Origin of the sequence: Pectobacterium sp. CFBP8739 (assembly GCF_013449375.1) — a bacterium.
GTDB lineage: Bacteria > Pseudomonadota > Gammaproteobacteria > Enterobacterales > Enterobacteriaceae > Pectobacterium.
The window spans coordinates 51392-73652 of record NZ_JACDRR010000023.1 but is presented as its reverse complement, the minus strand read 5'-3'; the positions used below and the strand labels follow the sequence as shown (position 1 = coordinate 73652).

Here is a 22261-nt window from a genome sequence, read left to right as displayed (position 1 = left end):
GAGGTTGTTTTGTCCTGTGTTTTAGTCTCCCAGAACACAGAACAAAACATAATAATCCCCAACTCTCTACAAGGCTCGGGGAACCCGGAAAAACCGGAACAATCAGGTCTAAGACATCCCTGGTGACACAATATGTCACTTTTATAGGAATACCATCGATGTGTGGAATTGTAGGCGCAGTTGCGCAACGTGATGTTGCTGAAATTTTGTTGGAAGGTTTACGCCGTCTTGAGTACCGCGGCTATGACTCTGCGGGCTTGGCGGTTGTTGACAGCGAAGGCAATGTCGCCCGTTTACGCCGTCTGGGGAAAGTGCAGGTGCTGTCTCAGGCAGCTGAAGAGCATGAACTGCACGGCGGTACCGGCATCGCCCATACCCGTTGGGCAACGCACGGCGAACCTTCTGAAGAGAACGCACACCCGCATGTTTCTGAACATATCACTATCGTTCATAACGGCATTATCGAAAACCATGAGCCGCTGCGCGAACTGATGATCGGTCGCGGCTATCGCTTTGTTTCTGAAACCGATACGGAAGTTGTCGCCCATCTTGTTCATTTTGAACAGCAGCAGAACGGGGGCACGCTGGTTGAGGTGGTTAAGCGTGTGATCCCACAGTTGCGCGGTGCTTATGGCATGGTGGTGTTGGATAACCGCGACCCAAGCGTACTGGTTGCTGCGCGTTCTGGTAGCCCGCTGGTGATTGGTCGTGGTGTTGGTGAGAACTTTATTGCTTCCGACCAACTGGCGCTGCTGCCTGTGACGCGTCGCTTTATGTTCCTGGAAGAAGGCGACATCGCGGAAATCACCCGTCGTGATGTGCGCGTGTTTGATAAATCCGGCCAGCTTGCCGCACGCGAAGAAATTGAATCAAAAGTGAATTACGATGCCGGTGACAAAGGCGCGTATCGTCACTACATGCAGAAAGAGATCTACGAACAGCCGATGGCGATCAAGAACACCCTCGAAGGGCGTTTCAGTCACGGCGAAATTAATCTTTCTGAATTAGGTCCGAAAGCGGATGAGCTGCTGGCGAAGGTTGAACACGTTCAGATCATTGCCTGCGGTACATCCTATAACTCCGGTATGGTTTCTCGTTACTGGTTTGAATCACTGGCCGGTATTCCGTGCGACGTGGAGATTGCTTCCGAATTCCGCTATCGCAAGCCTGCCGTGCGTAAGAACAGCCTGATGATTACCCTGTCTCAGTCCGGTGAAACGGCGGATACGCTGGCGGCGCTGCGTTTGTCTAAAGAACTGGGCTATCTGGGATCTCTGGCTATCTGTAACGTTGCAGGTTCCTCGCTGGTGCGTGAATCCGATCTGGCACTGATGACTAAAGCGGGCGTAGAGATTGGCGTGGCGTCGACCAAAGCCTTCACCACCCAGCTTACCGTTCTGCTGATGTTGGTGGCTCGTGTTGGACGTCTGCGCGGCATGGATGCGCAGATTGAGCATGACATCGTTCATGGCTTACAGGCACTGCCAGCGCGTATTGAGCAGATGCTGTCTCAGGACAAACTCATCGAATCTCTGGCGGAAGGCTTCTCTGACAAGCACCATGCGCTGTTCCTCGGCCGTGGCGATCAGTATCCGATCGCGATGGAGGGCGCGCTGAAGCTGAAAGAGATCTCTTACATCCACGCGGAAGCCTATGCGGCAGGCGAGCTGAAACACGGCCCGCTGGCGCTGATTGATGCGGACATGCCAGTTGTGGTGGTGGCACCGAACAACGAACTGTTGGAGAAATTGAAATCCAACATCGAAGAAGTTCGGGCGCGCGGCGGTGAGCTGTATGTCTTTGCTGATGAAGATGCCGGTTTCACCAGCAGCGAAAATATGAAGATTATTCCACTGCCGCATATCGAAGAAGTGATTGCGCCAATCTTCTATACGGTGCCGTTGCAGCTGCTGTCTTATCACGTCGCGCTGATTAAAGGCACCGATGTCGATCAGCCACGTAACTTGGCGAAATCCGTTACGGTAGAGTAACTCTCCGGTATTTTATGGGTTATTACTGTCCGCCTTATGTCGCAAAGCATAAGGCGGATTTTTTTATATCCATTTTTTAATTGTGATTATTGTTCTGCTTCACAGTACAGCGAACTATTTGATAAAAACCTGAATCTCGAAATCATGTTTCTTTTGTCAAGTTATCTTTATTTTGTGTAAAATAGTTTTAATGGTGCATTAATTTTACACCTTGCATCAGCAACGTGTTTTTTTGCAGTACTGTATTTATCTATGGATAGGAACTTTATGAAAAAGCAGCTTATTTTTTCGGGTTTGGTCTGTGTTTTAGCGTTGGCTGGTTGTGCTCGTACCGCGCCAGTTGCCAACGTTACGAAACCTATTGCGGCACAAGTGACAACCGATCAGGTAAAAATCGCCATCCTTCAGGCTGGTTTGGAGCGTAACTGGGTAATGACTCCCGTTTCTCCTGGGGTGATTAATGGTCATCTTAGCCAGCGTGACCATGTTGCTGATATCCGCATTACCTATTCACAGACGAGTTATTCTATTAATTACGTCGGCAGTAAAAACCTCAAAGCAAAAAATGGTGAAATCCATAACAGTTATAACCGTTGGATCAATAACCTCGATCGTGAGATTCAGTTAAAACTTGCCAGCCAACAGATTAAATAATTTTAATAGTCGGATATCTTCATTGCTATCCGACTCTATTTTTTGTTGTTCTTTTCTGATCGTTTTTGTCAGACCTCAAGGGAAAAGTCAGTGTATTACGGATATGACAAAGATAATGTCAGCGCGCTGGATGCTATTACCGAAGCGCAACGAATTGCGTTTGCTCCCATGCTGTTTCAGGCCGCTATCAATCTGCGTAACCACGGTATTTTAGATTTTCTGGATAAGCGTGGTCATCAGGGAGCAAATCTCGATGATATTGTTGCCATTACTTCATTAAATCGTTACGCCGTTGAACTGCTGCTGGATGTTGGGCTGAGTGGCCGCATTATTATCCAGAAAGAGGAAACCTACGCGCTGGCTAAAATTGGTCATTATCTGCTCCATGACCGCATGACGCGCGTCAACATGGATTTTACTCAGGATGTTTGTTATCAGGGGATGTTTTACCTTGATGAGGCGTTGTCAAAAAATGAACCTTCTGGATTAAAAGTCTTTGGTGAGTGGCCGACAATCTATCCAGCGTTAAGCCAACTGCCGCCGCAGGCAAAGTCGAGTTGGTTTGCATTCGATCATTTCTATTCCGATGCCGCGTTTGATGCTGCCTTGCCGCATGTATTCCAGCTAAAGCCAAAACATCTCTACGATGTCGGCGGGAATACCGGTAAATGGGCCATGCGCTGCTATGACTACGATCGTGATGTGAACATGACGATTTTGGATTTGCCGGAGCAAATTGCGCTGGCGACAGAAAATATCATCAAAGCTGGGAAATCTGACCGTATTCAGGGCTGTGCTGTCGATATGCTCTCCGATTGTCCGTTGCCGGGTGAAGCGGATATATGGTGGATGAGCCAGTTCCTCGACTGTTTCAGCGAAGAACAAATCGTGGCTATCTTGCGTAAAATCGCCGGCGTGATGAAAACGGATGCAAGAGTCTGTATTTTAGAAATTTTCTGGGATCGTCAGAGGTGGGAAGCCGGTGCTTTTAGTCTGAATGCCTCTTCGCTCTACTTTACCTGTCTCGCTAATGGTACCAGCCGTTTCTATGCGGCAAGACGATTTTTACCTTTATTAGAGCAGGCCGGATTTATCGTTGAAAATCAAATCGATAATATTGGCGTTGGTCACACGCTGCTGATCTGTAAAAAGCGATAATAAATAGCGGACGTAAACGGGAAATAGCAGCGATATAGCCGAAATAGGTCGGACTGGAAGAAGGCAGTATGAGATTAGCATTTTCAATCATTGATTGGCAGGCCAGCGCGCCGGGCCTCAGCAGCGCGGACGATTGGCTGAATTGGTCGCGGGCGTCCGTTGCTATCAATGCCGAGCAACCTTTGGATAAATGTCGACATTTACCCATGATGATGGCTCGTCGCCTCAATCAAGGGAGCCGTTTGGCGGTCGATAGCGGGTTAGCGTTGCTGAGTCGCCAGTCGGTGGATGCCATTGTCTTCACCTCACGCCACGGCGAGCTGGAACGCAACCTGAGTATCCTGAAAGCGCTGTCAGAAAATGAGAATATTTCTCCTACTGATTTTGCTATGTCAGTACACAATGCGGCAGTCGGAAGCCTGACTATTACGGCAAAAGCCCCATTGGTTTCTACGTCGATTGCTTCAGGGATGGACTCTTTCCAGCAAGGCCTTATCGAAGTGAAGGCATTACAGACCGCGGGATACCGCAATATTCTATTGGTTGATTTCGATGGCGTGATCCCTGACTTCTACCACCCACATGTTCCGGCAGACGTGCCCCGTTATCCCTATGCCGTCGCTCTATTGTTAGGGGATGGTGATGACATGGTGTGTGAATCGCAACCTCAGGTGGAATCTCACTGCGAAGGTTCACCACAAAGTCTGTTGTTCTTACAGGCTTTTCTTGCCAGAAGACCGCGTTTTTCCTTACCGGGCGAACGCGTTGACTGGGCGTGGGAGAGAAAGGATGTCTGAGTCATCACTGGTGCTTCGCCCCTCGACTCATCTGAATCGTTTGTGGCGATTAATGATGACCGGCGTGTGTTTTGCCATGTTTGGCGTTGGCGGCTTACTGCTTTCTCTGGTGTGGTTCAATGTATTGCTGATTCAGCGTAATACCGCTCGCCGCCGCCAGTTGGCTCGCCGCAGCATTTCCGCCAGCTTCCGATTTTTTTTATGCAGTGCCCGAAAATTAGGGGTACTGGATTACCGCATTGACGGCATCGAAACCTTACAGCGCGATCGCGGGTGTCTGGTTGTCGCCAATCACCCAACGTTAATTGACTATGTTTTGCTGGCCTCCGTCATGCCAGATGCTGACTGTCTGGTTAAGGCTGATTTACAGAAAAACCTGTTTTTCCGCGGCGTCATTCGTGCGGCGGATTACCTGCTTAACAGCCAGTCTGATGCGCTATTGCCGGACTGTCAGCGACGGCTTGATAACGGCGATGCGATCATCATTTTTCCTGAAGGCACACGTACGCGTTATGGCGAACCCCTTGTTCTGCAACGCGGTGCCGCAAATATTGCGGTGCGTTGCGGCTGTGATTTGAGGGTCGTGCATATTCGCTGTAGCCAAAAAACATTGGGAAAACAAAGTCGCTGGTATCACATTCCGCCTGAAAAACCGTGTTTCACGGTGAGCGTACGTGAACGCATCAATAACGACACTTTTATGGCGCCTGAAGAGGCGCGATCCTTGGCGGCTCGCCGTTTGAATCGCCTTTTGCAGCAATCTTTAACACCAGAAAGCTGATCACCATTTGGAAATACATATGGAAAGTATGTTTGTTGAAATTAAAGAGATGATTATTGACTCTCTTAATCTTGAAGATATTAGTGTTGATGAAATAGAAACGGACGCTCCGCTTTTTGGCGAAGGTCTTGGTCTGGATTCTATCGATGCACTTGAGCTGGGATTAGCGGTAAAAAACCGTTATGGCGTCGTGCTTTCTGCGGAAAGTGAAGAGGTACGCCAACACTTCTTTTCCGTTGCAACCCTTGCAGCTTTTATCAACACTCAGCGCGCCGTGAGTGCCTGATAGTAAAATAAAATGAGTTGATGATGGATAAAAACGAAATTTATCAGGAAATTACAGGCTTACTGGTCAAGCTGTTTGAACTGGATGCTGATGATATCAAACCTGAATCCCGCCTCTATGAAGATCTTGAGTTAGATAGCATCGATGCGGTGGATATGGTGGTTCACCTGCAAAAACGCATAGGGCGCAAAATATCGCCGGAAATTTTTAAATCTGTGCGCACGGTACAGGATGTGGTCGATGCGGTAGAAAACCTGCTCCGTGAAGGTTAATGAGCCTGCCAAGTGATGCGTGTGCTGATACGTAGTCTGAATATTTTAATGACGCTCGCCTGGCCTTTTCTGGCCTGGTTTAGCATCACACACCCTGAGCATCGCTGGCTACTCGCGGTTCTGGCGCTGATGTTTGTTCTGCGTTTCGCTACGTTGCGTGATGAAAACAATTTATTTGAAAACAATGTATTCAAAGGAACGGCTCTGTGGCTGGCTGTAGCTGGGGTTGTGCTTTCCGTTGCCAGTTTATTACTGCGTGATGGCGGTTGGCTGTTGTGGTATCCCGTTGCGGTAAACAGCGTCATGTTGATGCTTTTTGGTGGCTCACTTTATAGCGGTATGCCGCTAGTGGAGCGCCTTGCCCGCCTTCGGGAACCGGAACTCCCAGTTCAGGCTATTTCCTATACGCGTCGTGTGACGAAAGTCTGGTGTTTGTTTTTTATTTTTAACGGCAGTATCGCCGTGCTGACCTGTCTTGTCGGCAATCTTCATTGGTGGACGTTATGGAACGGCGTGATCAGCTATGTGCTTATGGGGTTGTTGATGGGGGGAGAGTGGTTGATACGCCAACGTCTGAGGAAGCGCGTATGAACGAGTTGACTGTCCGCGCCGTCAAGGACTGGCTGGCGGGAAATGATTCCCATCAGCGCATTGTTGCCAGCAATGGTGCCAGTACGTTCACGCTGGGTTCGTTGAAAGCGCAGGTGGTTGCGCTCTGTCAGCAGCTAAGCCTACGGCATGAGACGCGTTGGGCGCTGTGTTTTGAAGACAGCTACCGCTTCACTATCGGGCTTCTGGCTGTTCTGCATGCGGGAAAAACGCCAGTCATCCCCGGCCACTGCCGCCAATCCGTATTAGAAGAACAGGCGGATGAGTTTGACGGTGTGTTGACGGATGTATCCCTGGATCTGGATTGCCCTGTGTTTGCCCTGACGGCGGAGACGGAGAGCGTTGCGGATGCCGTGCTGCCCCCTATACCAGATAATGCCTGTGTGGTGTTGTTCACGTCAGGCTCCACCGGGAAGCCTCGTCAAATTGTTAAACCGGTACACTGTCTGGATGAAGAGTCGCGTTGGCTGGCGGATCGCTGGGGCGCGCATTTGCAGGGCTGTGATGTGATCGCTTCCGTCACCCACCAGCATTTATATGGGCTGACGTTTCGCATCTGGCTGCCTATGGCGCTGGGGCTGCGCTTTGATAGCCGCCAGCTGCTTTATACTGAACAGCTTACTTCCCAACGTCGCCAGCGGCGTTACGTGTTTATCAGCAGCCCAGCATTCTTACGCCGCATTGATCGCGCGCTTTCTGCCCCCGAGTGTTCGTTGATTGTCTCTGCTGGGGGAACTTTGCCCTGGCTGCATGCCGAAGCGGCAGCCGAGTGGTTTATGCAGCCCATCAATGAGATATACGGCAGTACCGAAACGGGCGTTTTAGCATGGCGCTCGCGCGAGACGGATACCGTGCCGTGGCAGCTCTTCCCCGGCGTGTCACTGCGGCGCGATGAACAAGATAACTGGTGGGCGCAGTCGGCGCTGATTCCACATGCTCTGGGGCACAAGCTGGATGATCGATTGGCGTTTGATGACGCGGGCCATTTTCAGCTGTGCGGCCGACACGATCGTGTGGTGAAGATCGAAGACAAGCGCATCTCGCTAAGCGAGATAGAACGGCGTTTACTCGATCTGCCCGATATTGCTGATGCGGTTGCGCTTCAGGTGACGCGCCCGGAGCGGAGCGGTATTGGCGTGGTGCTGGTGTTGAATACCCCCGATAAGGCCGATGACCTACCGAATTTGAAACGCCAATGGCGGCATGAATTGCAAAAATGGCTGGAGCCATTAGCGATGCCGCGTTTCTGGCGCGTTGTCGACGTTATTCCCCACAATAGCCAGAGTAAACGTGCCTGGCCGCAGATACAGGAATTGTTTCATGTTGCCCGTTGAGCTTGTCCGGCACGATGTAAAAAAGACGGATGAAACGTCTCAGGTTGAATTGATGCTACAGGTTGACCCTGAACTGTTCTGGTTCAAGGGGCACTTTACGGGGCAGCCGCTACTGCCCGGTGTGGCACAGCTGGATTGGGTCATGCATTACGCAACGACGGTGCTGGCGCAAGGATGGACGTTCTTGTCCATTGAGAACATTAAATTCCAGCAGCCGATTTTGCCCGGTAAAACGCTGCGTCTGGTGCTGACATGGTATGCCGGAAAACAACAGCTGACCTTTAGCTACACCATTCTGGAGGGCGAGACTGAGCGCACGGCCAGCAGCGGGAAAATAAAGCTCACGCCGATGATGGAAGAGCGCCCATGTCAGTAAATGGTGCATTCTCGCCCTGCGTGGTGATCCCTTGTTATAACCACGGTGCCATGATGGCGTCGGTGCTGGCGCGCCTGGCACCGCTAGCGCTACCCGTTTTCATTGTTGATGACGGAAGCGATGTGGCAACGCAACACGTTCTCACCCAACTGGCCGCAGAAAATGACGGCGTGACGTTGATTCGTTTGGCACATAACAGCGGGAAAGGTGCGGCGGTGATTCGTGGCATCGAAGCCGCGGCGCAGGCCGGGTTTAGTCATGCATTACAGGTTGATGCCGACGGGCAGCATCAAATTGAAGATGCGCCGCTTCTGCTGGATGAGGCGAAAACGCACCCGCATTGTCTGATTTCCGGTCGACCGCGTTACGATGCCTCTGTACCGAAATCACGCCTTTACGGGCGCTATGTCACTCACGTCTGGGTTTGGATTGAAACGCTATCCCTCTCCATCAAGGACAGTATGTGCGGTTTCCGTGTCTACCCGGTTGCTGCCACGGTATCTCTTCTCTCCCGAAAGTCTCTCGGTCACCGTATGGATTTCGATACGGAAATTATGGTGCGTCTGTATTGGGCTGGAACGCCCAGCCGCTTTATTGAAACGGCGGTGACGTATCCAGAAAACGGCCTGTCTCATTTCGATGCGCTGCACGATAACCTGCGGATTTCCTGGATGCATACCCGCCTGTTTTTCGGCATGCTTCCGCGCATTCCCGTGCTGCTAATGCGGCAGCGTCAGCAACACTGGGCTGGCGTGTCGGAGCGCAAAGGCTTGCTCGGTATGCGGTTCATGCTGGCGGTATATCAACGGTTAGGTCGCGGGGTGTTCACGCTGTTTCTCTGGCCTGTTATTGCGTTTTACTGGCTGACCGGCCGTACCGCGCGTCAGGCATCTCAGTTATGGCTGCGGCGAATAGGGGATTATGCGCGTCAGCACGAGATCCCGCTGCCTAAACCGCTCAACAGCTATCACCATTTCCTCCGTTTTGGTCAGTCGATGCTGGATAAAATCGCCAGTTGGCGCGGCGATCTACACTGGGGCCGCGATATTGATTTTGCCCCCGGCGCGCGGGAAACCATTGAGCACAGCAGACAAAAAGGACAACTGATTCTGGCCTCACACCTTGGCGATATCGAGGTGTGCCGGGCGCTGGCGCAGCAGGTGAGCGGACTGGTGATTAACGCGCTGGTATTTACTGAAAACTCCCAGCGTTTCAAGCAGGTGCTGGAAGAGATCGCCCCGCAGGCCGGTGTGAACCTTATCCCTGTCAGCGACATCGGGCCGGATACCGCAATCATTCTGCAAGAAAAGCTGGATGCCGGTGAATGGGTGGCGATTGTCGGCGATCGCACGGCGGTCAATCGTCAGCGCGGCGGTGTGCGACGCGTGGTGTGGAGCCCATTTTTGGGAAGAAATGCGCCTTTTCCTCAAGGGCCTTTTGTTCTGGCAGCGGCACTGCGTTGCCCCGTATTGCTGATGTTTGTCATTCGCGAGCAGAAAAAGCTGCGCGTCTACTGCGAGCCGTTTGCTGATAGCATTGCGTTACCGCGTCCAACCCGGCAGCAGGCCTTACAGCAGGTAGTCGATCGCTATGCCGAACGGCTGGCGCACTATGCGCTGAAATCCCCGCTCGACTGGTTTAATTTTTTTGATTTCTGGAGCTTGCCTGATGATGACGGCCGAGCCGCTGGGAAAAAGGAGTAAGGGTGCTAAACGATTCCCGCTTAAGCCATGAAGTTGAACTGACGGTATCTTTCCATGACTGCGATCCGATGGGCGTGGTATGGCACGGTAACTATTTTCGTTTTTTTGAAGTCGCGCGCGAGGCACTGCTTAGCAAATTTAACTACGGCTATCGCGAAATGCAGGCCTCTGGCTATGTATGGCCGGTGGTCGATACGCGGGTGAAATACCGTGCGGCGCTGACTTACGAGCAGCGTATACGCATTCGCGCCACTATCGAGGAAGTCGAGAATCGTTTGCGTATCGCCTACCAGATTTTCGATGCTGAAAGCGGCCAACGTGCCACGACCGGCTATACGATTCAGGTCGCGGTACAGGAAGGATGCCGCGAGCTGAGTTTTGTTTCTCCCCCCATTTTGTTTGAGCGCCTTGGAGTGACGCCATGATACGACTGATTGTCGCGGTTTTTGTGCTGTTGAGCGGTATGGCGCAGGCCGTTACGCTGGATGATTTACAACAACGGTTCAGTAGCCAGCCTGTTGTGCGAGCTGATTTCATCCAACTGCGTGAAATAAAGGGGATGGCAAAGCCGCTGAAATCCGGTGGGCAGCTGTTAATCGCGCAGGATAAAGGGCTGTGGTGGCATCAGGCCACGCCGTTTCCGCTGACGATGGTGTTGGACGAAACGCGGATGGTTCAGGTAATGAACGGGCAAGCGCCGCAGATCGTCACGGCGGAAAGCAATCCGCAGATGTTTCAGTTTAACCACCTGTTACGTGCCTTGTTTCAGGCCGATCGTCACGTATTAGAACAGAATTTTTCCATCGATTTTACCGATCTCGGTCAGCAGCAGTGGAGACTGGTGCTGACGCCCAAAACGTCGCCGTTAGATAAACTGTTCAACACCATTACGCTGAACGGCGGTGAGTTTCTCGACGGGATTGCGCTGGATGATCGCCAAGGCGACATGACCCGAATTACGCTGAGCAATCAGCGGATTGAACCCCGGATGTTGAGCGATGATGAGCAACAGCGTTTCGTTTTCTGACGGCATTCGTCGCGCAGCGCTGGTTTGGATTGGCTGCTGTGTTGCGCTGATCGTGGCGCTGTCGCTGCTGCTACCGAAGGCGCAGATCAACAGTAGCGTATTGGCGCTGTTGCCCAAGCAGTCGATGGGCGCACTTCCCCCAGAGCTACAGCAAGGCTTTATGCTGCGTCTCGATCGGCAGATGGTGTGGCTAGTGACGCCGGGCAAGCAGGCGGAACCTGCGGTAGCGGATTGGTGGCTGAAGCACCTGCGTGCGCTTCCCGATCTACAGCAGGTTAATGGCCCTATTGATGCCGAACAGCAGCAGCGATGGGGGAAATTCGTTTTTGAACATCGCAATGGTCTGGTTGATCCCGTCACGCGCGCGCGACTGGAAAATGGCGGTGCGGCGCAGGCCGATTGGGTGCTGGCACAGCTTTATTCCGCGTTTGCTGGCGTGAGCGGTAAAGAGTTAAATCACGACCCTTTGATGCTGGTGCGTGGTTCCCAACTGGCGTTGCAGCAAAATGCCAGTCAGTTGGGATTGTCGCAAGGTTGGTTAACGACAAAAGATGCAGAAGGCCGCATCTGGTACTTTCTGCACGGTGAGCTTAGCGCTGGCTCGTTTGACATGGCGCGTAACCAGCAACTGGTTGATAAATTAGGTGTTCTTGAACGCGATCTCAAGGCCGCATTCCCTGATGCCGACGTGCTCACTCGTGGGACAGTACTGTTCAGCAACTATGCCAGCCAACAGGCCAGACAGGATGTATCTACCCTTGGTGTCGCCACCGTAGCGGGCGTTCTGTTGCTGATCTTCTTTGTGTTTCGTTCACCGCGCCCGCTCTTGCTATGTGGATTATCGGTGGGCATCGGTGCGCTGGCAGGCACGGTCTTTACGCTGCTGATGTTCGGTGAACTGCATTTGATGACGCTGGTCATGAGTATCAGCATCGTCGGGATTTCAGCGGATTATACGCTCTATTATTTGACCGAACGGATGGTCCACGGCGGCCATGTTTCCGCGATGGAAAGCCTGAAAAAAGTACTGCCCGCTCTTCTGCTCGCGCTGGGAACGGCGGTGGTGGCCTACCTGATCATGGCGCTGGCTCCGTTCCCTGGCTTACAGCAACTGGCGGTGTTCGCCGCAACCGGGCTGACAGCCTCCTGTCTGACCGTTGTGTGCTGGTATCCTTTTCTGGTTAAGGGTCTGCCGGTTAGACCTGTTCCCGCTATGGTGCTGATGGGGCGCTGGCTTGCCGCATGGCGGCGCCAACGTGGTATGCGTTTCGGGATCCCGCTGGCGCTGCTGGTGCTTTCTGTAGTGGGGCTGCTGCGGCTGGAGGTTAATGATGATATCTCTCAGCTACAGGCGTTGCCGCAGGATTTGATGCAGCAAGAGCGGCAGTTGACGGCATTAACGGGACAGAGCGCCGATCAAACCTGGTTTGTCGTCTACGGCGACAGCGCAGAGGAGACATTGCTGCGTCTGGAACAGCTCGCGCCTAAACTGCGTGACGCGCAGCAACAAACGTGGCTAAAGCAGTATCGGTTACTGCCGCTTTCTTCTCAGGCTCAGCAACAGCGCGATAGTCAGCTTATTGCGTCGGCCGCACCAGCGGTTATCGAGCGTCTTAAAGACACGGGCGTTGATGTCGCGATGCCGGATGTGCAACCGATGCTGGTCACTCCGGAGCGCTGGCTCGATAGCCCGATCAGCGAAGGATGGCGACTGCTGTGGCTGACGTTACCTAATGGGAAAAGCGGTGTTCTGGTTCCGGTAAGTGGTGTGAGCGATAGCGCTGCGCTAGGACAGATGGCCAAGACGCTGCCGGGTGTGGAGTGGATCGACAGAAAAGGGACATTCGATGCCCTGTTCGGTTTCTATCGCGTCATGCTGGGATGGTTGTTGATGGCAGCGCTGGCGGTGATTGCGCTGAGCTATGTGATTCGTCTTGGGCTGCGCCGTGGATTAGTCAATGTGGTGCCGTCGGTGCTGTCGCTGGGCGGCGGGCTGGCGGTGCTGGCGTTGAGCGGTCATTCGTTGAACCTGTTCTCATTGTTGGCGCTGGTTCTGGTGCTGGGTATCGGCATCAATTACACGCTGTTTTTCAGCAACCCACGCGGTACACCGATGACCTCGCTGCTGGCGGTGACGCTGGCGATGTGCGTTGCCCTGCTGACGTTGGGTATGTTGGTTTTCAGCAGCACTCAGGCCATCAGCAGCTTCGGAATTGTGCTTTGTAGCGGTATTTTTATCGCCTTCTTGCTGGCGCCTCTGGCGTTGCCTGATTCAAAAGGGAAACGAAAATGACATTATTGCGACGTGGGCTTCTGCTTATTGGTGTGTTGCTGCTAAGCAGCTGTGCCAGCAAACAGCATGATGATAACCGCCCACAGGCGTGGCTCAAACCGGGTGTGAAGGTCACGCTACCCGCACCAGCCATTACCCCGTCGGTCAACGAACAGCAGCTGTTGACGGGCACCTTTGACGGTAAGCAGCAATCGCTGCTGGTAATGCTGAATGCCGATGATAAGCAGCTTTCTCTGGTCGGGCTTTCCTCTATCGGTATTCGTCTGTTTAAGGTCACCTACGATGCGCAGGGTGTTCATACTGAACAGTCCATCGTCCTGCCGCAGTTGCCACCAGCCAGTCAGGTTCTGGCGGATATCATGCTGAGCCATTGGCCGATCGCCGTGTGGAAGACGCAGCTACCAGCGGGTTGGACGCTGAAAGATAGTGAGGATAAGAGACAGCTGCGTGACGATCGCGGCACGCTGATTACTGAAATTCGCTATATGACGCGGAATAACCAGCGCGTGCCGATGAGCGTTCAGCAATTCGTCTTTGGTTATCACATCGTGATTCAACATCTGGATAGCTAGCATGATTTACATTAACGCCGTCGGGGCGCTGAATGCGCTGGGCAATAATCTGGATGAGATTGCCGACAACCTTGCTAGCGGTCATGCGCCGGGCATGCGCCCTGATACCGGATGGCTGCTGCACGATAAACCCTGTTGGACAGGGAAGGTGGATGCAGAATTACCGGTTATCCCAGTAGAATTAGCGGCGCATAACAGCCGTAATAACCAGCTATTGCTCGCCGCATTGGAGCAAATTCGGCCTCAGGTTGACGCGGCTATCGCGCAGTTTGGCTCCGACCGGGTAGCGGTGATTTTGGGCACCAGCACCTCAGGGTTGGATGAGGCCGATCGTTACGTCAGCGGAAATATTTCCACTTATCACTATGCGCAGCAGGAACTTGGCGATCCTTCCCGATTTCTGGCTGCCTATCTGAAGTTAAATGGACCCGCTTACACGATATCAACCGCTTGCTCTTCCAGCGCCAGAGCGCTGATCAGCGGTAAACGATTGATTGATGCCGGGCTGGTGGATGTCGCTATCGTTGGCGGCGCGGATACGCTGAGCCGTATGCCGCTAAATGGCTTCGATAGCCTTGAATCGCTATCTTCAACGCGCTGCCAGCCGTTCAGCGAAGAACGTAACGGGATCACCATCGGTGAAGGCGTTGCGCTTATGCTGATCGGGCCGCAGCCCGATCGTGTGGCGGTATTGGGTGTCGGAGAATCATCAGATGCTTACCATATGTCAGCACCGCACCCAGAAGGAGAGGGGGCAATTCGCGCGATAACTATGGCGTTGTCGCAAGCGGGATTGCAGCCCGAGGATGTGGGCTATATCAATTTACACGGAACTGCCACGCGCCTGAATGACCAGATTGAAGCCAATGTGGTTCACGCCGTTTTTGGCGATGGCGTGCCTTGTAGCTCAACCAAACACCTTACCGGCCATACGCTGGGAGCGGCGGGGATTAGTGAAGCCGCGATCTGCTGGCTGCTGCTGACGCGGGATCTTCCTTTACCTGCGCAAGATTTCTCACGCAGTCCCCCCGATACCTCACTGCCATCATGCGGTTTGCTCTGTGAGCCAGCTCCGCTGACCCGCCCGGTCATTCTGTCTAATTCTTTTGCGTTTGGTGGCAACAATACGTGTCTGATCCTGGGGACGAATCATGAGTGAGTATCTGTCTGCGGCAGCTTATCTGCCCCATTCAGCTCCTATGGTGCTGGTGGACGAGGTGATCCATGTTGATGATGAACACGCGCACTGCCGTGTGGCAGTCAGCTGCGAGAGTATTTTGGCACCATTTCTGAATGCGCAGGGACATCTGCCAGCCTGGTTTGGTATCGAGATTATTGCTCAAACGATCGGGGTCTGGTCTGGCTGGCACGGGCGTCAGATCAGTGGTCTGGAAGAGAAGCCGAGTCCCGGCATGTTGCTGGGCGGGCGGGGTTATCGCTGTAAACAAGATAGTTTCCCTGCCAGCTCTCTACTTGATGTGACCGTTACCCTGCTGATGTGTGACGATAAAATTGGTAGCTTTGAGGGTGAGATCGCGATAGCCGGGGAGACGTATGCCTCTGGCCGGTTGAACACCTATCAGCCTGACGAACATGAGTTAAAAGCACTTTTAGAACAGGGAAAGCTATTATGACAACCGGAATAACGACGATGACAACCGGGAAAACTATTATGAAAACCGGGAAAACAGGCATGACGCGCTCTGTGTTAGTAACCGGTGCTAGTAAGGGGATTGGTCGAGCCATTGCGCTGCGTCTGGCGGCGGATGGTTTTACCGTGGTGGTGCATTATCACCGTGATGAAAACGGGGCGCAGGAAACCTTAAGCCAGATTACGGCACAACACGGTTCCGGTCGTATCGTCAGTTTTGATATTGCCGATCGGGAAACGTGCCGCACCGTGATCGAACAAGATATTGAGGCGCATGGTGCCTACTACGGCGTGGTTAGTAATGCGGGTATCACCTGTGACGGTGCCTTTCCTGCCCTCGACGAGCAGGCTTGGGATAGCGTCATTCACACCAATCTCGACAGCTTCTATAACGTGATTCATCCCTGTGTAATGCCGATGATCGGTCTGCGGAAAGGCGGACGAATTATCACGCTGTCTTCTGTTTCCGGGATCATGGGGAATCGGGGGCAGGTCAACTACAGTGCAGCAAAAGCGGGCATTATCGGCGCAACGAAAGCGCTGGCTATCGAACTGGCGAAGCGAAAAATCACCGTTAACTGCATCGCTCCCGGTTTGATTGATACTGGCATGATTCAAATGGAGCCCGTCGCCGTTGAAGAAGCCATGAAGATGATCCCCATGAAACGCATGGGGCAGGCGGAAGAAGTCGCAGGGCTGGCGAGTTATCTTATGTCCGATATCGCGAGTTATGTCACGCGTCAGGTCATTTCTATTAATGGAGGGATGCTGTGATGCGTCGTGTCGTGGTAACGGGAATGGGCGGTGTCACCGCGTTCGGTGAATCCTGGGAAAGCGTCTCGGACGGGTTGCGTGCGGGTCGCAATGCGATACGTAAGATGCCCGAATGGCAGGTTTATGATGGCCTGAATACACAGTTGGGCTCGCCGATTGATCACTTCAGTTTGCCAGAACACTACACGCGTAAGCGCATCCGTTCGATGGGGCGCGTGTCTCTGATGGCAACCCGAGCAACCGAGCTGGCGCTGGAACAGGCTGGGTTGATTGGTCATCCGGTGCTGACTAACGGAGAAACCGGCATTGCTTACGGCTCTTCAACGGGCAGCACAGGGCCGGTGAGCGAATTCGCCACCATGCTGACAGAAAAGCACACCAATAATATTACCGGTACGACCTATGTGCAGATGATGCCGCATACCACCGCGGTGAATGCTGGCCTGTTTTTCGGGCTGCGTGGCCGTGTGATTCCGACATCCAGCGCCTGTACGTCAGGAAGTCAGGCGATTGGCTACGCCTGGGAAGCGATTCGTCATGGCTATCAGACGGTCATGGTTGCGGGCGGTGCGGAAGAGCTGTGTCCGTCAGAAGCGGCGGTGTTTGATACGCTGTTCGCCACTAGCCAACGCAACGATGCGCCAGAAACGACGCCATCTCCTTTTGACACAAGCCGTGACGGTCTGGTTATTGGGGAAGGTGCGGGTACGTTAGTGTTGGAAGAGCTTGAACATGCTCTGGCGCGTGGGGCGACGATTTATGCCGAACTGGTTGGGTTTTACACCAACTGTGATGCGGCACATATTACGCAACCCCAGCGTGAAACCATGCAGATTTGCATTGAAGGATCGCTGCGCTGCGCGGGTTTGCAACCCGGCGATGTGGGTTATATCAGCGCACACGGAACCGCAACCGATCGGGGTGACGTTGCAGAAAGCCAGGCTACCGCCGCCGTGTTCGGTAACTCCACACCGATTTCATCACTAAAAAGCTATTTCGGCCATACGCTGGGCGCCTGTGGTGCGCTTGAAGCGTGGATGAGTATTGAAATGATGCGTGAAGGGTGGTTTGCACCGACGCTTAATTTACGGCAACCTGCGGAAGACTGTGGCGAACTGGATTACATCATGGGTGAGCCACGCCATATTGAGACGGATTATATCCAGTCTAATAACTTCGCCTTTGGCGGCATCAATACGTCGCTGATTTTCCGTCGTTGGCAATAATGGATTGAGAACGTTAACGGGTTCATGATGAATAACAAACAACAATATCTGGATATCGCTGAAGGGAAGGGTGAAAAAGCGCCTTCAACGATGGTGGCTTTCTCCTCACGAGAGATGAACTATCCACTGTTGGAGAGCTTGTTAGAGGCGCAGTCATTTTTCACCGAGGGCGAAGTAAGTTATACCGAACAAGGGCAGGGCGGATTCTTTTATACCTGTCGTCATCAGGATAGAGAGCTGACTTTTTATCTTGAGGTATCGGAACGCGATCCCGAAAATAAAATTACGCCAATACATTCAACCGACCCGATTTCACCCGAGCTGCTGGCGCAGGCTAATGCGGCGACGCAGGAAGTGATGGTCGAGTGCCTTTTTGGACCAAATCCGCTGGAAGACTATGTTCATCAGCTTCGTTTATTAAGTGTGGTGGTACCGGATTTGCTCTTGGGGATTGATATTTCCGCTGCGGGTAACGTGTTTACCCGTGAATGGCTGATTTTTCAGTTAGAAGATGATGTCCTGCCGGAAATTGAATCGCTGTATACCATTCATGCCGTGTACGACACCGAGAACGATCCGCCAACGACATTCTGGTTTCACTCGCATGGTCTGGCGCGATGCGGGCTGACAGAGGCGGAATTAGTCATTCCCGAGACGCTCAGTTCGTATTATGGCATCCCGGATTTATTCAGAAGTTTTGTTAATAATGCCATTCAAAATCAGCAGATTACCTTTAATAAACCGATTCTGTGCGGGCAAACGGACAGCGGCTATGAATATCTGGTGGCGTTGCCGTTTGAAGAAGGGCTACGGCATGTGAATCAATCCACGCCGATTGACCAACTGCGGCCTCTGGAAGAGATGCGCTACGACCTGGAAGGGACGCCGGAAGGCGTGTTTCTGGGCGATCGTGCCGATCGGGATGATGTGCATCAGGAGCCTTCCTGTATGCTGTTTCGTACCAACGAAGAAAATCCGGTACTGCAAACGTTCTTTAAAGGGTTTGATGAGCAGAATGCCATCATGTTCTGGCGTACGAATGCGGAGACGGCAGAAATGTCGCGTAAGGCGCAGCTGCGCTGGCGTTATTTCGTCAATATGTTTAAAAACTACCATGTGAGTGACGAACCGGCTAAGCAGGGTTTTTTAGCTAAGTTACTCAAAAAATCACCTAAGCCCGTCGAAAGTGAATGGCGCTTTATGGTGAAGTTTGGCATTCCTCATGGCGAGGAGGGTGAAGAGCGTGAGCACATGTGGTTTATACCTGAAAAAATCCACGACACTGTGGTGACGGGAACCTTAATCAATCATCCGTTCTACGTTGAGGATATGCAGGAAGGTGGTGTGTATTCCGTTGATATATCACGGGTAACTGACTGGGCGATTTATTATCAGGGCGATAGCTATAAGCCTGATACGATTTACAAATTGCTTAGCCATAGCCAGACTCACTGACTTTGCTTCTTTACCAGTCAGAATGCGTGTTCTGGCTGGTTGTCCCCAGGTTTTTCCGCCCACGGCTTACTTGTCATAAAACTGTCATATTGCGTACATTTTACTGTCACCAAATTGTCCTATTTTTCCTCCTGCGAACTACACTCTGATTTGATAACTCTGATAGATAACGACGTTACGTCGACACGTTTGAGTATCCCACAGGAGGGATTATGAAACTGATGCGTACCACTCTTGCCAGTGTTGTTGCGGCAACCTTTTCTCTGACGGCATTTTCTGCTTTAGCTGCTGCTAACCTCACCGGTGCCGGTGCGACATTCCCTGCGCCTGTTTATGCCAAATGGGCTGACTCTTATCAAAAAGAAACCGGCAATAAAGTTAACTATCAAGGCATCGGTTCTTCTGGCGGTGTAAAACAGATTATCGCTAAAACGGTAGACTTCGGAGCTTCTGATGCGCCGCTGGCTGACGACAAATTAGCACAGGATGGTTTATTCCAGTTCCCTACCGTTATCGGTGGCGTGGTATTGGCAGTGAACGTTCCTGGTATCAAATCTGGCGAATTGACGCTGGATGGTAAAACGCTGGGTGATATCTATCTGGGCAACATCAAAAAATGGAACGACCCAGCAATCACCAAACTGAACCCGAATGCCAAATTGCCGGATCAGGATATCGCTGTGGTTCGTCGTGCTGATGGTTCTGGTACGTCTTTCGTGTTCACCAGCTACCTGGCGAAAGTGAATGCCGAGTGGAAAGAGAAAGTCGGTTCCGGCTCTACTGTGAACTGGCCTGCCGGTCTGGGTGGTAAAGGTAACGATGGTATCGCCGCGTTCGTACAGCGTCTGCCTGGTTCTATCGGTTATGTCGAATATGCGTATGCCAAGCAGAACAACCTGGCTTACACCAAACTGGTTTCTGCCGATGGTAAGCCCGTTAGCCCGACTGAACAGAGCTTCAGCAACGCGGCTAAAGAGATCGACTGGAGCAAATCTTTTGCTCAGGATCTGACCAACCAGAAAGGGGCGGACGCGTGGCCAATCACGTCAACTACTTTCATTCTGGTTCACACCAAGCAGGATAAACCTGAGCAGGGCGCTGAAGTGTTGAAATTCTTCGACTGGGCGTTCAAGAAAGGTGGCGAGCAGGCAACTGCTCTGGATTACGCCACACTGCCAAAAGAAGTGGTTGAGCAAATCCGTGCTGCCTGGAAAACCCAAGTAAAAGACAGCAACGGTAAAGCGTTGTACTAATTATTGCATCAACAACGTATTGCATCGGCCGTTGTGTTGATAACCAGAGCGTGACGAGGTTGTCGGGTTCTGGGAAATACGTAGTGGAATAACAAGTCGTATCGGGGCGGAGAGGCAATCATAACCTCTCTGCCTTTCATATGTAGTTAAAAATGAGAAGAGAGACGTATGGCTGAGTACAAGCCAACTATCAAAGCCCCGGGAAAATATGGCGATATCCTCTTCAGCACGCTGGTAAAACTGGCGGCGCTGGTCACGCTACTGCTCTTGGGAGGCATCATTGTTTCCCTGATTGTGGCGTCCTGGCCTAGCATCGAGAAGTTCGGTTTTGCCTTCTTGTGGACGAAAGAGTGGGATGCGCCCGCAGAGCAGTTTGGTGCACTGGTTCCGATTTACGGCACCATCGTTACTTCATTGATTGCACTGATTATTGCGATTCCGATTAGTTTCGGGATTGCGCTATTTCTGACAGAACTGGCACCAGCTTGGTTGAAGCGTCCGCTTGGCGTGGCGATTGAATTACTGGCGGCCATACCGAGTATTGTTTACGGCATGTGGGGGCTGTTCATTTTCGCTCCGCTGTTTGCCGAATACTTCCAACAGCCGGTAGGCAACGTCCTGTCTGGTATTCCTATTGTTGGCGCACTGTTCTCCGGCCCAGCATTCGGGATCGGGATTCTGGCTGCCGGCGTCATTCTGGCCATCATGATTATCCCGTACATTGCGGCGGTGATGCGTGATGTGTTTGAGCAAACGCCGGTGATGATGAAAGAGTCCGCCTACGGCATCGGTTGTACGACGTGGGAAGTCATCTGGCGCATTGTGCTGCCTTACACCAAAAATGGCGTGATCGGCGGGGTGATGTTGGGACTGGGGCGCGCGCTGGGGGAAACCATGGCGGTGACCTTTATCATCGGTAACACCTACCAGCTCGATGGCGCGTCGCTATATATGCCTGGCAACAGTATTACCTCTGCGCTGGCGAACGAATTCGCCGAAGCGGAATCCGGTCTGCATACGGCAGCGCTGATGGAGCTGGGGCTGATTCTGTTTGTGATTACCTTTATTGTTCTGGCGTGTTCAAAGCTGATGGTGATGCGTCTGGCAAAAAATGAGGGAGCGCGCTAATGGCTACATTAGGCATAGAGCAAGAAGCCGCACTGGCACGCTCGCGGCGTAAAATGCAGGCCTGGCGTCGCCAGAAAAACCGCATTGCGCTGTTCTTATCCATGTCCACGATGGCATTTGGCCTGTTCTGGCTGATCTGGATTCTGTTTTCGACCGTGACCCGAGGCGTGGATGGCATGTCTCTGGCGTTATTTACCGAAATGACGCCGCCGCCGAATACGGCGGGTGGCGGGTTGGCTAATGCCATCGTCGGGAGCGGATTGCTGATTCTGTGGGCAACGCTGCTGGGGACACCGCTGGGGATTATGGCGGGCATCTATCTGGCGGAATACGGTCGTAAATCCTGGATCGCCGAAGTGATTCGTTTCATCAACGACATTCTGCTGTCAGCACCGTCGATTGTGGTGGGTCTGTTTGTCTACACGCTGGTGGTGGCAAAGATGCAACACTTCTCCGGTTGGGCGGGTGTGATTGCGCTGGCGCTGTTGCAGGTGCCGATTGTGATTCGTACCACCGAGAACATGCTAAAACTGGTGCCAGATAGCCTGCGTGAAGCGGCTTATGCGCTGGGTACGCCGAAATGGAAAATGATTTCTGCGATTACGCTGAAAGCATCGGTATCGGGCATCATCACTGGGGTGCTGCTGGCTATCGCGCGTATTGCCGGAGAAACCGCACCGCTGCTGTTTACGTCGCTGTCGAATCAGTTCTGGAGCACGGATCTGATGCATCCGATTGCTAACCTGCCGGTCACCATATTTAAGTTTGCCATGAGCCCGTTTGTGGAGTGGCAACAGTTGGCCTGGGCGGGTGTACTGCTGATCACGCTGTGTGTGTTGCTGCTGAATATTCTGGCGCGCGTTATTTTCTCTGCTAAGAAGAATTAATTAGCGAAGAAATCGTAATTCGTTGAGAAACAGT

23 protein-coding genes are annotated in these 22261 nt (G+C 52.5%); all 23 read left to right on the top strand.

What is annotated here, in order from left to right; translation table 11 throughout:
* The first annotated feature begins 158 nt into the window (after positions 1-158).
* The 23 genes from glmS (at position 159) to pstA (ending at position 22227) form a co-directional block, all read left to right on the top strand.
* Complete coding sequence (gene glmS / locus H0247_RS16640; protein ID WP_180743533.1) at positions 159-1991, top strand: glutamine--fructose-6-phosphate transaminase (isomerizing); 1833 nt, start codon at positions 159-161, stop codon at positions 1989-1991.
* 267 nt (positions 1992-2258) lie between these two features.
* On the top strand, positions 2259-2645 hold the full coding sequence (locus H0247_RS16635; RefSeq protein ID WP_039546191.1) for a hypothetical protein: 387 nt from the start codon (positions 2259-2261) through the stop codon (positions 2643-2645).
* A 90-nt stretch (positions 2646-2735) separates the two neighbouring features.
* Positions 2736-3803 (top strand): methyltransferase, encoded by a 1068-nt coding sequence (locus H0247_RS16630; protein WP_180743532.1) that lies wholly within the window; start codon positions 2736-2738, stop codon positions 3801-3803.
* A 68-nt stretch (positions 3804-3871) separates the two neighbouring features.
* A complete protein-coding gene (locus tag H0247_RS16625; RefSeq protein WP_180743531.1) occupies positions 3872-4600 on the top strand; it encodes a beta-ketoacyl synthase chain length factor in 729 nt (242 codons plus the stop codon).
* Positions 4593-5381 (top strand): 1-acyl-sn-glycerol-3-phosphate acyltransferase, encoded by a 789-nt coding sequence (locus H0247_RS16620; RefSeq protein ID WP_039546184.1) that lies wholly within the window; start codon positions 4593-4595, stop codon positions 5379-5381. Before H0247_RS16625 ends, H0247_RS16620 begins: the two co-directional genes overlap by 8 nt.
* Positions 5382-5400: 19 nt before the next feature.
* Positions 5401-5667: a phosphopantetheine-binding protein gene (locus tag H0247_RS16615; RefSeq protein ID WP_039493950.1), complete on the top strand. Its 267-nt coding sequence runs from the start codon at positions 5401-5403 to the stop codon at positions 5665-5667.
* 23 nt (positions 5668-5690) lie between these two features.
* Positions 5691-5939 carry an acyl carrier protein gene (locus tag H0247_RS16610; RefSeq protein WP_039493948.1) on the top strand — a complete coding sequence of 83 codons (249 nt, stop codon included), beginning with the start codon at positions 5691-5693 and terminating at the stop codon, positions 5937-5939.
* A gap of 15 nt (positions 5940-5954) precedes the next feature.
* Positions 5955-6530, top strand: coding sequence for a hypothetical protein (locus tag H0247_RS16605; protein ID WP_180743530.1), 576 nt, complete (start codon positions 5955-5957; stop codon positions 6528-6530).
* The gene (locus H0247_RS16600) at positions 6527-7882 is read left to right on the top strand and encodes an AMP-binding protein (protein WP_180743529.1); all 1356 of its coding nucleotides are present in this window, start codon (positions 6527-6529) and stop codon (positions 7880-7882) included. Before H0247_RS16605 ends, H0247_RS16600 begins: the two co-directional genes overlap by 4 nt.
* The gene (locus H0247_RS16595; protein ID WP_180743528.1) at positions 7869-8258 is read left to right on the top strand and encodes a hydroxymyristoyl-ACP dehydratase; all 390 of its coding nucleotides are present in this window, start codon (positions 7869-7871) and stop codon (positions 8256-8258) included. Before H0247_RS16600 ends, H0247_RS16595 begins: the two co-directional genes overlap by 14 nt.
* Entirely contained in the window at positions 8249-9961 is a 1713-nt protein-coding gene (locus tag H0247_RS16590; RefSeq protein WP_180743527.1) for a glycosyltransferase, read from the top strand. The genes H0247_RS16595 and H0247_RS16590 overlap by 10 nt, the downstream gene beginning before the upstream one ends.
* A gap of 2 nt (positions 9962-9963) precedes the next feature.
* Positions 9964-10386 carry a thioesterase family protein gene (locus tag H0247_RS16585; protein ID WP_010681449.1) on the top strand — a complete coding sequence of 141 codons (423 nt, stop codon included), beginning with the start codon at positions 9964-9966 and terminating at the stop codon, positions 10384-10386.
* A complete protein-coding gene (locus H0247_RS16580; RefSeq protein WP_180743526.1) occupies positions 10383-10988 on the top strand; it encodes an outer membrane lipoprotein carrier protein LolA in 606 nt (201 codons plus the stop codon). The genes H0247_RS16585 and H0247_RS16580 overlap by 4 nt, the downstream gene beginning before the upstream one ends.
* A complete protein-coding gene (locus H0247_RS16575) occupies positions 10960-13281 on the top strand; it encodes an MMPL family transporter (protein WP_180743525.1) in 2322 nt (773 codons plus the stop codon). Before H0247_RS16580 ends, H0247_RS16575 begins: the two co-directional genes overlap by 29 nt.
* Entirely contained in the window at positions 13278-13853 is a 576-nt protein-coding gene (locus tag H0247_RS16570; protein ID WP_039546166.1) for a DUF3261 domain-containing protein, read from the top strand. The genes H0247_RS16575 and H0247_RS16570 overlap by 4 nt, the downstream gene beginning before the upstream one ends.
* Before the next feature lies 1 nt (position 13854).
* Entirely contained in the window at positions 13855-15012 is a 1158-nt protein-coding gene (locus H0247_RS16565) for a beta-ketoacyl-[acyl-carrier-protein] synthase family protein (protein WP_180743524.1), read from the top strand.
* On the top strand, positions 15005-15487 hold the full coding sequence (locus H0247_RS16560; RefSeq protein ID WP_180743523.1) for a hotdog family protein: 483 nt from the start codon (positions 15005-15007) through the stop codon (positions 15485-15487). Before H0247_RS16565 ends, H0247_RS16560 begins: the two co-directional genes overlap by 8 nt.
* Positions 15488-15546: 59 nt before the next feature.
* The gene (locus H0247_RS16555; protein ID WP_180743559.1) at positions 15547-16278 is read left to right on the top strand and encodes a 3-ketoacyl-ACP reductase FabG2; all 732 of its coding nucleotides are present in this window, start codon (positions 15547-15549) and stop codon (positions 16276-16278) included.
* Positions 16278-17504, top strand: coding sequence for a beta-ketoacyl-ACP synthase (locus tag H0247_RS16550; protein ID WP_102117986.1), 1227 nt, complete (start codon positions 16278-16280; stop codon positions 17502-17504). The genes H0247_RS16555 and H0247_RS16550 overlap by 1 nt, the downstream gene beginning before the upstream one ends.
* A gap of 27 nt (positions 17505-17531) precedes the next feature.
* Positions 17532-18959 carry a DUF4026 domain-containing protein gene (locus H0247_RS16545; protein ID WP_180743558.1) on the top strand — a complete coding sequence of 476 codons (1428 nt, stop codon included), beginning with the start codon at positions 17532-17534 and terminating at the stop codon, positions 18957-18959.
* Between the two features lie 212 nt (positions 18960-19171).
* Positions 19172-20212, top strand: a complete 1041-nt coding sequence (gene pstS, locus H0247_RS16540) for a phosphate ABC transporter substrate-binding protein PstS (RefSeq protein ID WP_180743522.1) — start codon at positions 19172-19174, stop codon at positions 20210-20212.
* 168 nt (positions 20213-20380) lie between these two features.
* On the top strand, positions 20381-21340 hold the full coding sequence (pstC, locus tag H0247_RS16535; protein ID WP_180743521.1) for a phosphate ABC transporter permease PstC: 960 nt from the start codon (positions 20381-20383) through the stop codon (positions 21338-21340).
* Complete coding sequence (pstA, locus tag H0247_RS16530; protein ID WP_180743520.1) at positions 21340-22227, top strand: phosphate ABC transporter permease PstA; 888 nt, start codon at positions 21340-21342, stop codon at positions 22225-22227. The genes pstC and pstA overlap by 1 nt, the downstream gene beginning before the upstream one ends.
* Positions 22228-22261: the final 34 nt, after the last annotated feature.

Bases quoted from the DNA above. Each gene is read 5' to 3' on its own strand.
- H0247_RS16625 (WP_180743531.1), top strand. From the start codon at position 3,872: ATGAGATTAGCATTTTCAATCATTGATTGGCAGGCCAGCGCGCCGGGC.
- H0247_RS16600 (WP_180743529.1), top strand. From the start codon at position 6,527: ATGAACGAGTTGACTGTCCGCGCCGTCAAGGACTGGCTGGCGGGAAAT.
- H0247_RS16615 (WP_039493950.1), top strand. From the start codon at position 5,401: ATGGAAAGTATGTTTGTTGAAATTAAAGAGATGATTATTGACTCTCTT.
- H0247_RS16610 (WP_039493948.1), top strand. From the start codon at position 5,691: ATGGATAAAAACGAAATTTATCAGGAAATTACAGGCTTACTGGTCAAG.
- pstA (WP_180743520.1), top strand. From the start codon at position 21,340: ATGGCTACATTAGGCATAGAGCAAGAAGCCGCACTGGCACGCTCGCGG.
- H0247_RS16550 (WP_102117986.1), top strand. From the start codon at position 16,278: ATGCGTCGTGTCGTGGTAACGGGAATGGGCGGTGTCACCGCGTTCGGT.
- H0247_RS16565 (WP_180743524.1), top strand. From the start codon at position 13,855: ATGATTTACATTAACGCCGTCGGGGCGCTGAATGCGCTGGGCAATAAT.
- H0247_RS16590 (WP_180743527.1), top strand. From the start codon at position 8,249: ATGTCAGTAAATGGTGCATTCTCGCCCTGCGTGGTGATCCCTTGTTAT.
- H0247_RS16545 (WP_180743558.1), top strand. From the start codon at position 17,532: ATGAATAACAAACAACAATATCTGGATATCGCTGAAGGGAAGGGTGAA.
- H0247_RS16595 (WP_180743528.1), top strand. From the start codon at position 7,869: ATGTTGCCCGTTGAGCTTGTCCGGCACGATGTAAAAAAGACGGATGAA.
- H0247_RS16570 (WP_039546166.1), top strand. From the start codon at position 13,278: ATGACATTATTGCGACGTGGGCTTCTGCTTATTGGTGTGTTGCTGCTA.
- H0247_RS16555 (WP_180743559.1), top strand. From the start codon at position 15,547: ATGACGCGCTCTGTGTTAGTAACCGGTGCTAGTAAGGGGATTGGTCGA.
- glmS (WP_180743533.1), top strand. From the start codon at position 159: ATGTGTGGAATTGTAGGCGCAGTTGCGCAACGTGATGTTGCTGAAATT.
- H0247_RS16635 (WP_039546191.1), top strand. From the start codon at position 2,259: ATGAAAAAGCAGCTTATTTTTTCGGGTTTGGTCTGTGTTTTAGCGTTG.
- pstS (WP_180743522.1), top strand. From the start codon at position 19,172: ATGAAACTGATGCGTACCACTCTTGCCAGTGTTGTTGCGGCAACCTTT.
- H0247_RS16620 (WP_039546184.1), top strand. From the start codon at position 4,593: ATGTCTGAGTCATCACTGGTGCTTCGCCCCTCGACTCATCTGAATCGT.
- H0247_RS16580 (WP_180743526.1), top strand. From the start codon at position 10,383: ATGATACGACTGATTGTCGCGGTTTTTGTGCTGTTGAGCGGTATGGCG.
- H0247_RS16560 (WP_180743523.1), top strand. From the start codon at position 15,005: ATGAGTGAGTATCTGTCTGCGGCAGCTTATCTGCCCCATTCAGCTCCT.
- pstC (WP_180743521.1), top strand. From the start codon at position 20,381: ATGGCTGAGTACAAGCCAACTATCAAAGCCCCGGGAAAATATGGCGAT.
- H0247_RS16575 (WP_180743525.1), top strand. From the start codon at position 10,960: ATGATGAGCAACAGCGTTTCGTTTTCTGACGGCATTCGTCGCGCAGCG.
- H0247_RS16605 (WP_180743530.1), top strand. From the start codon at position 5,955: ATGCGTGTGCTGATACGTAGTCTGAATATTTTAATGACGCTCGCCTGG.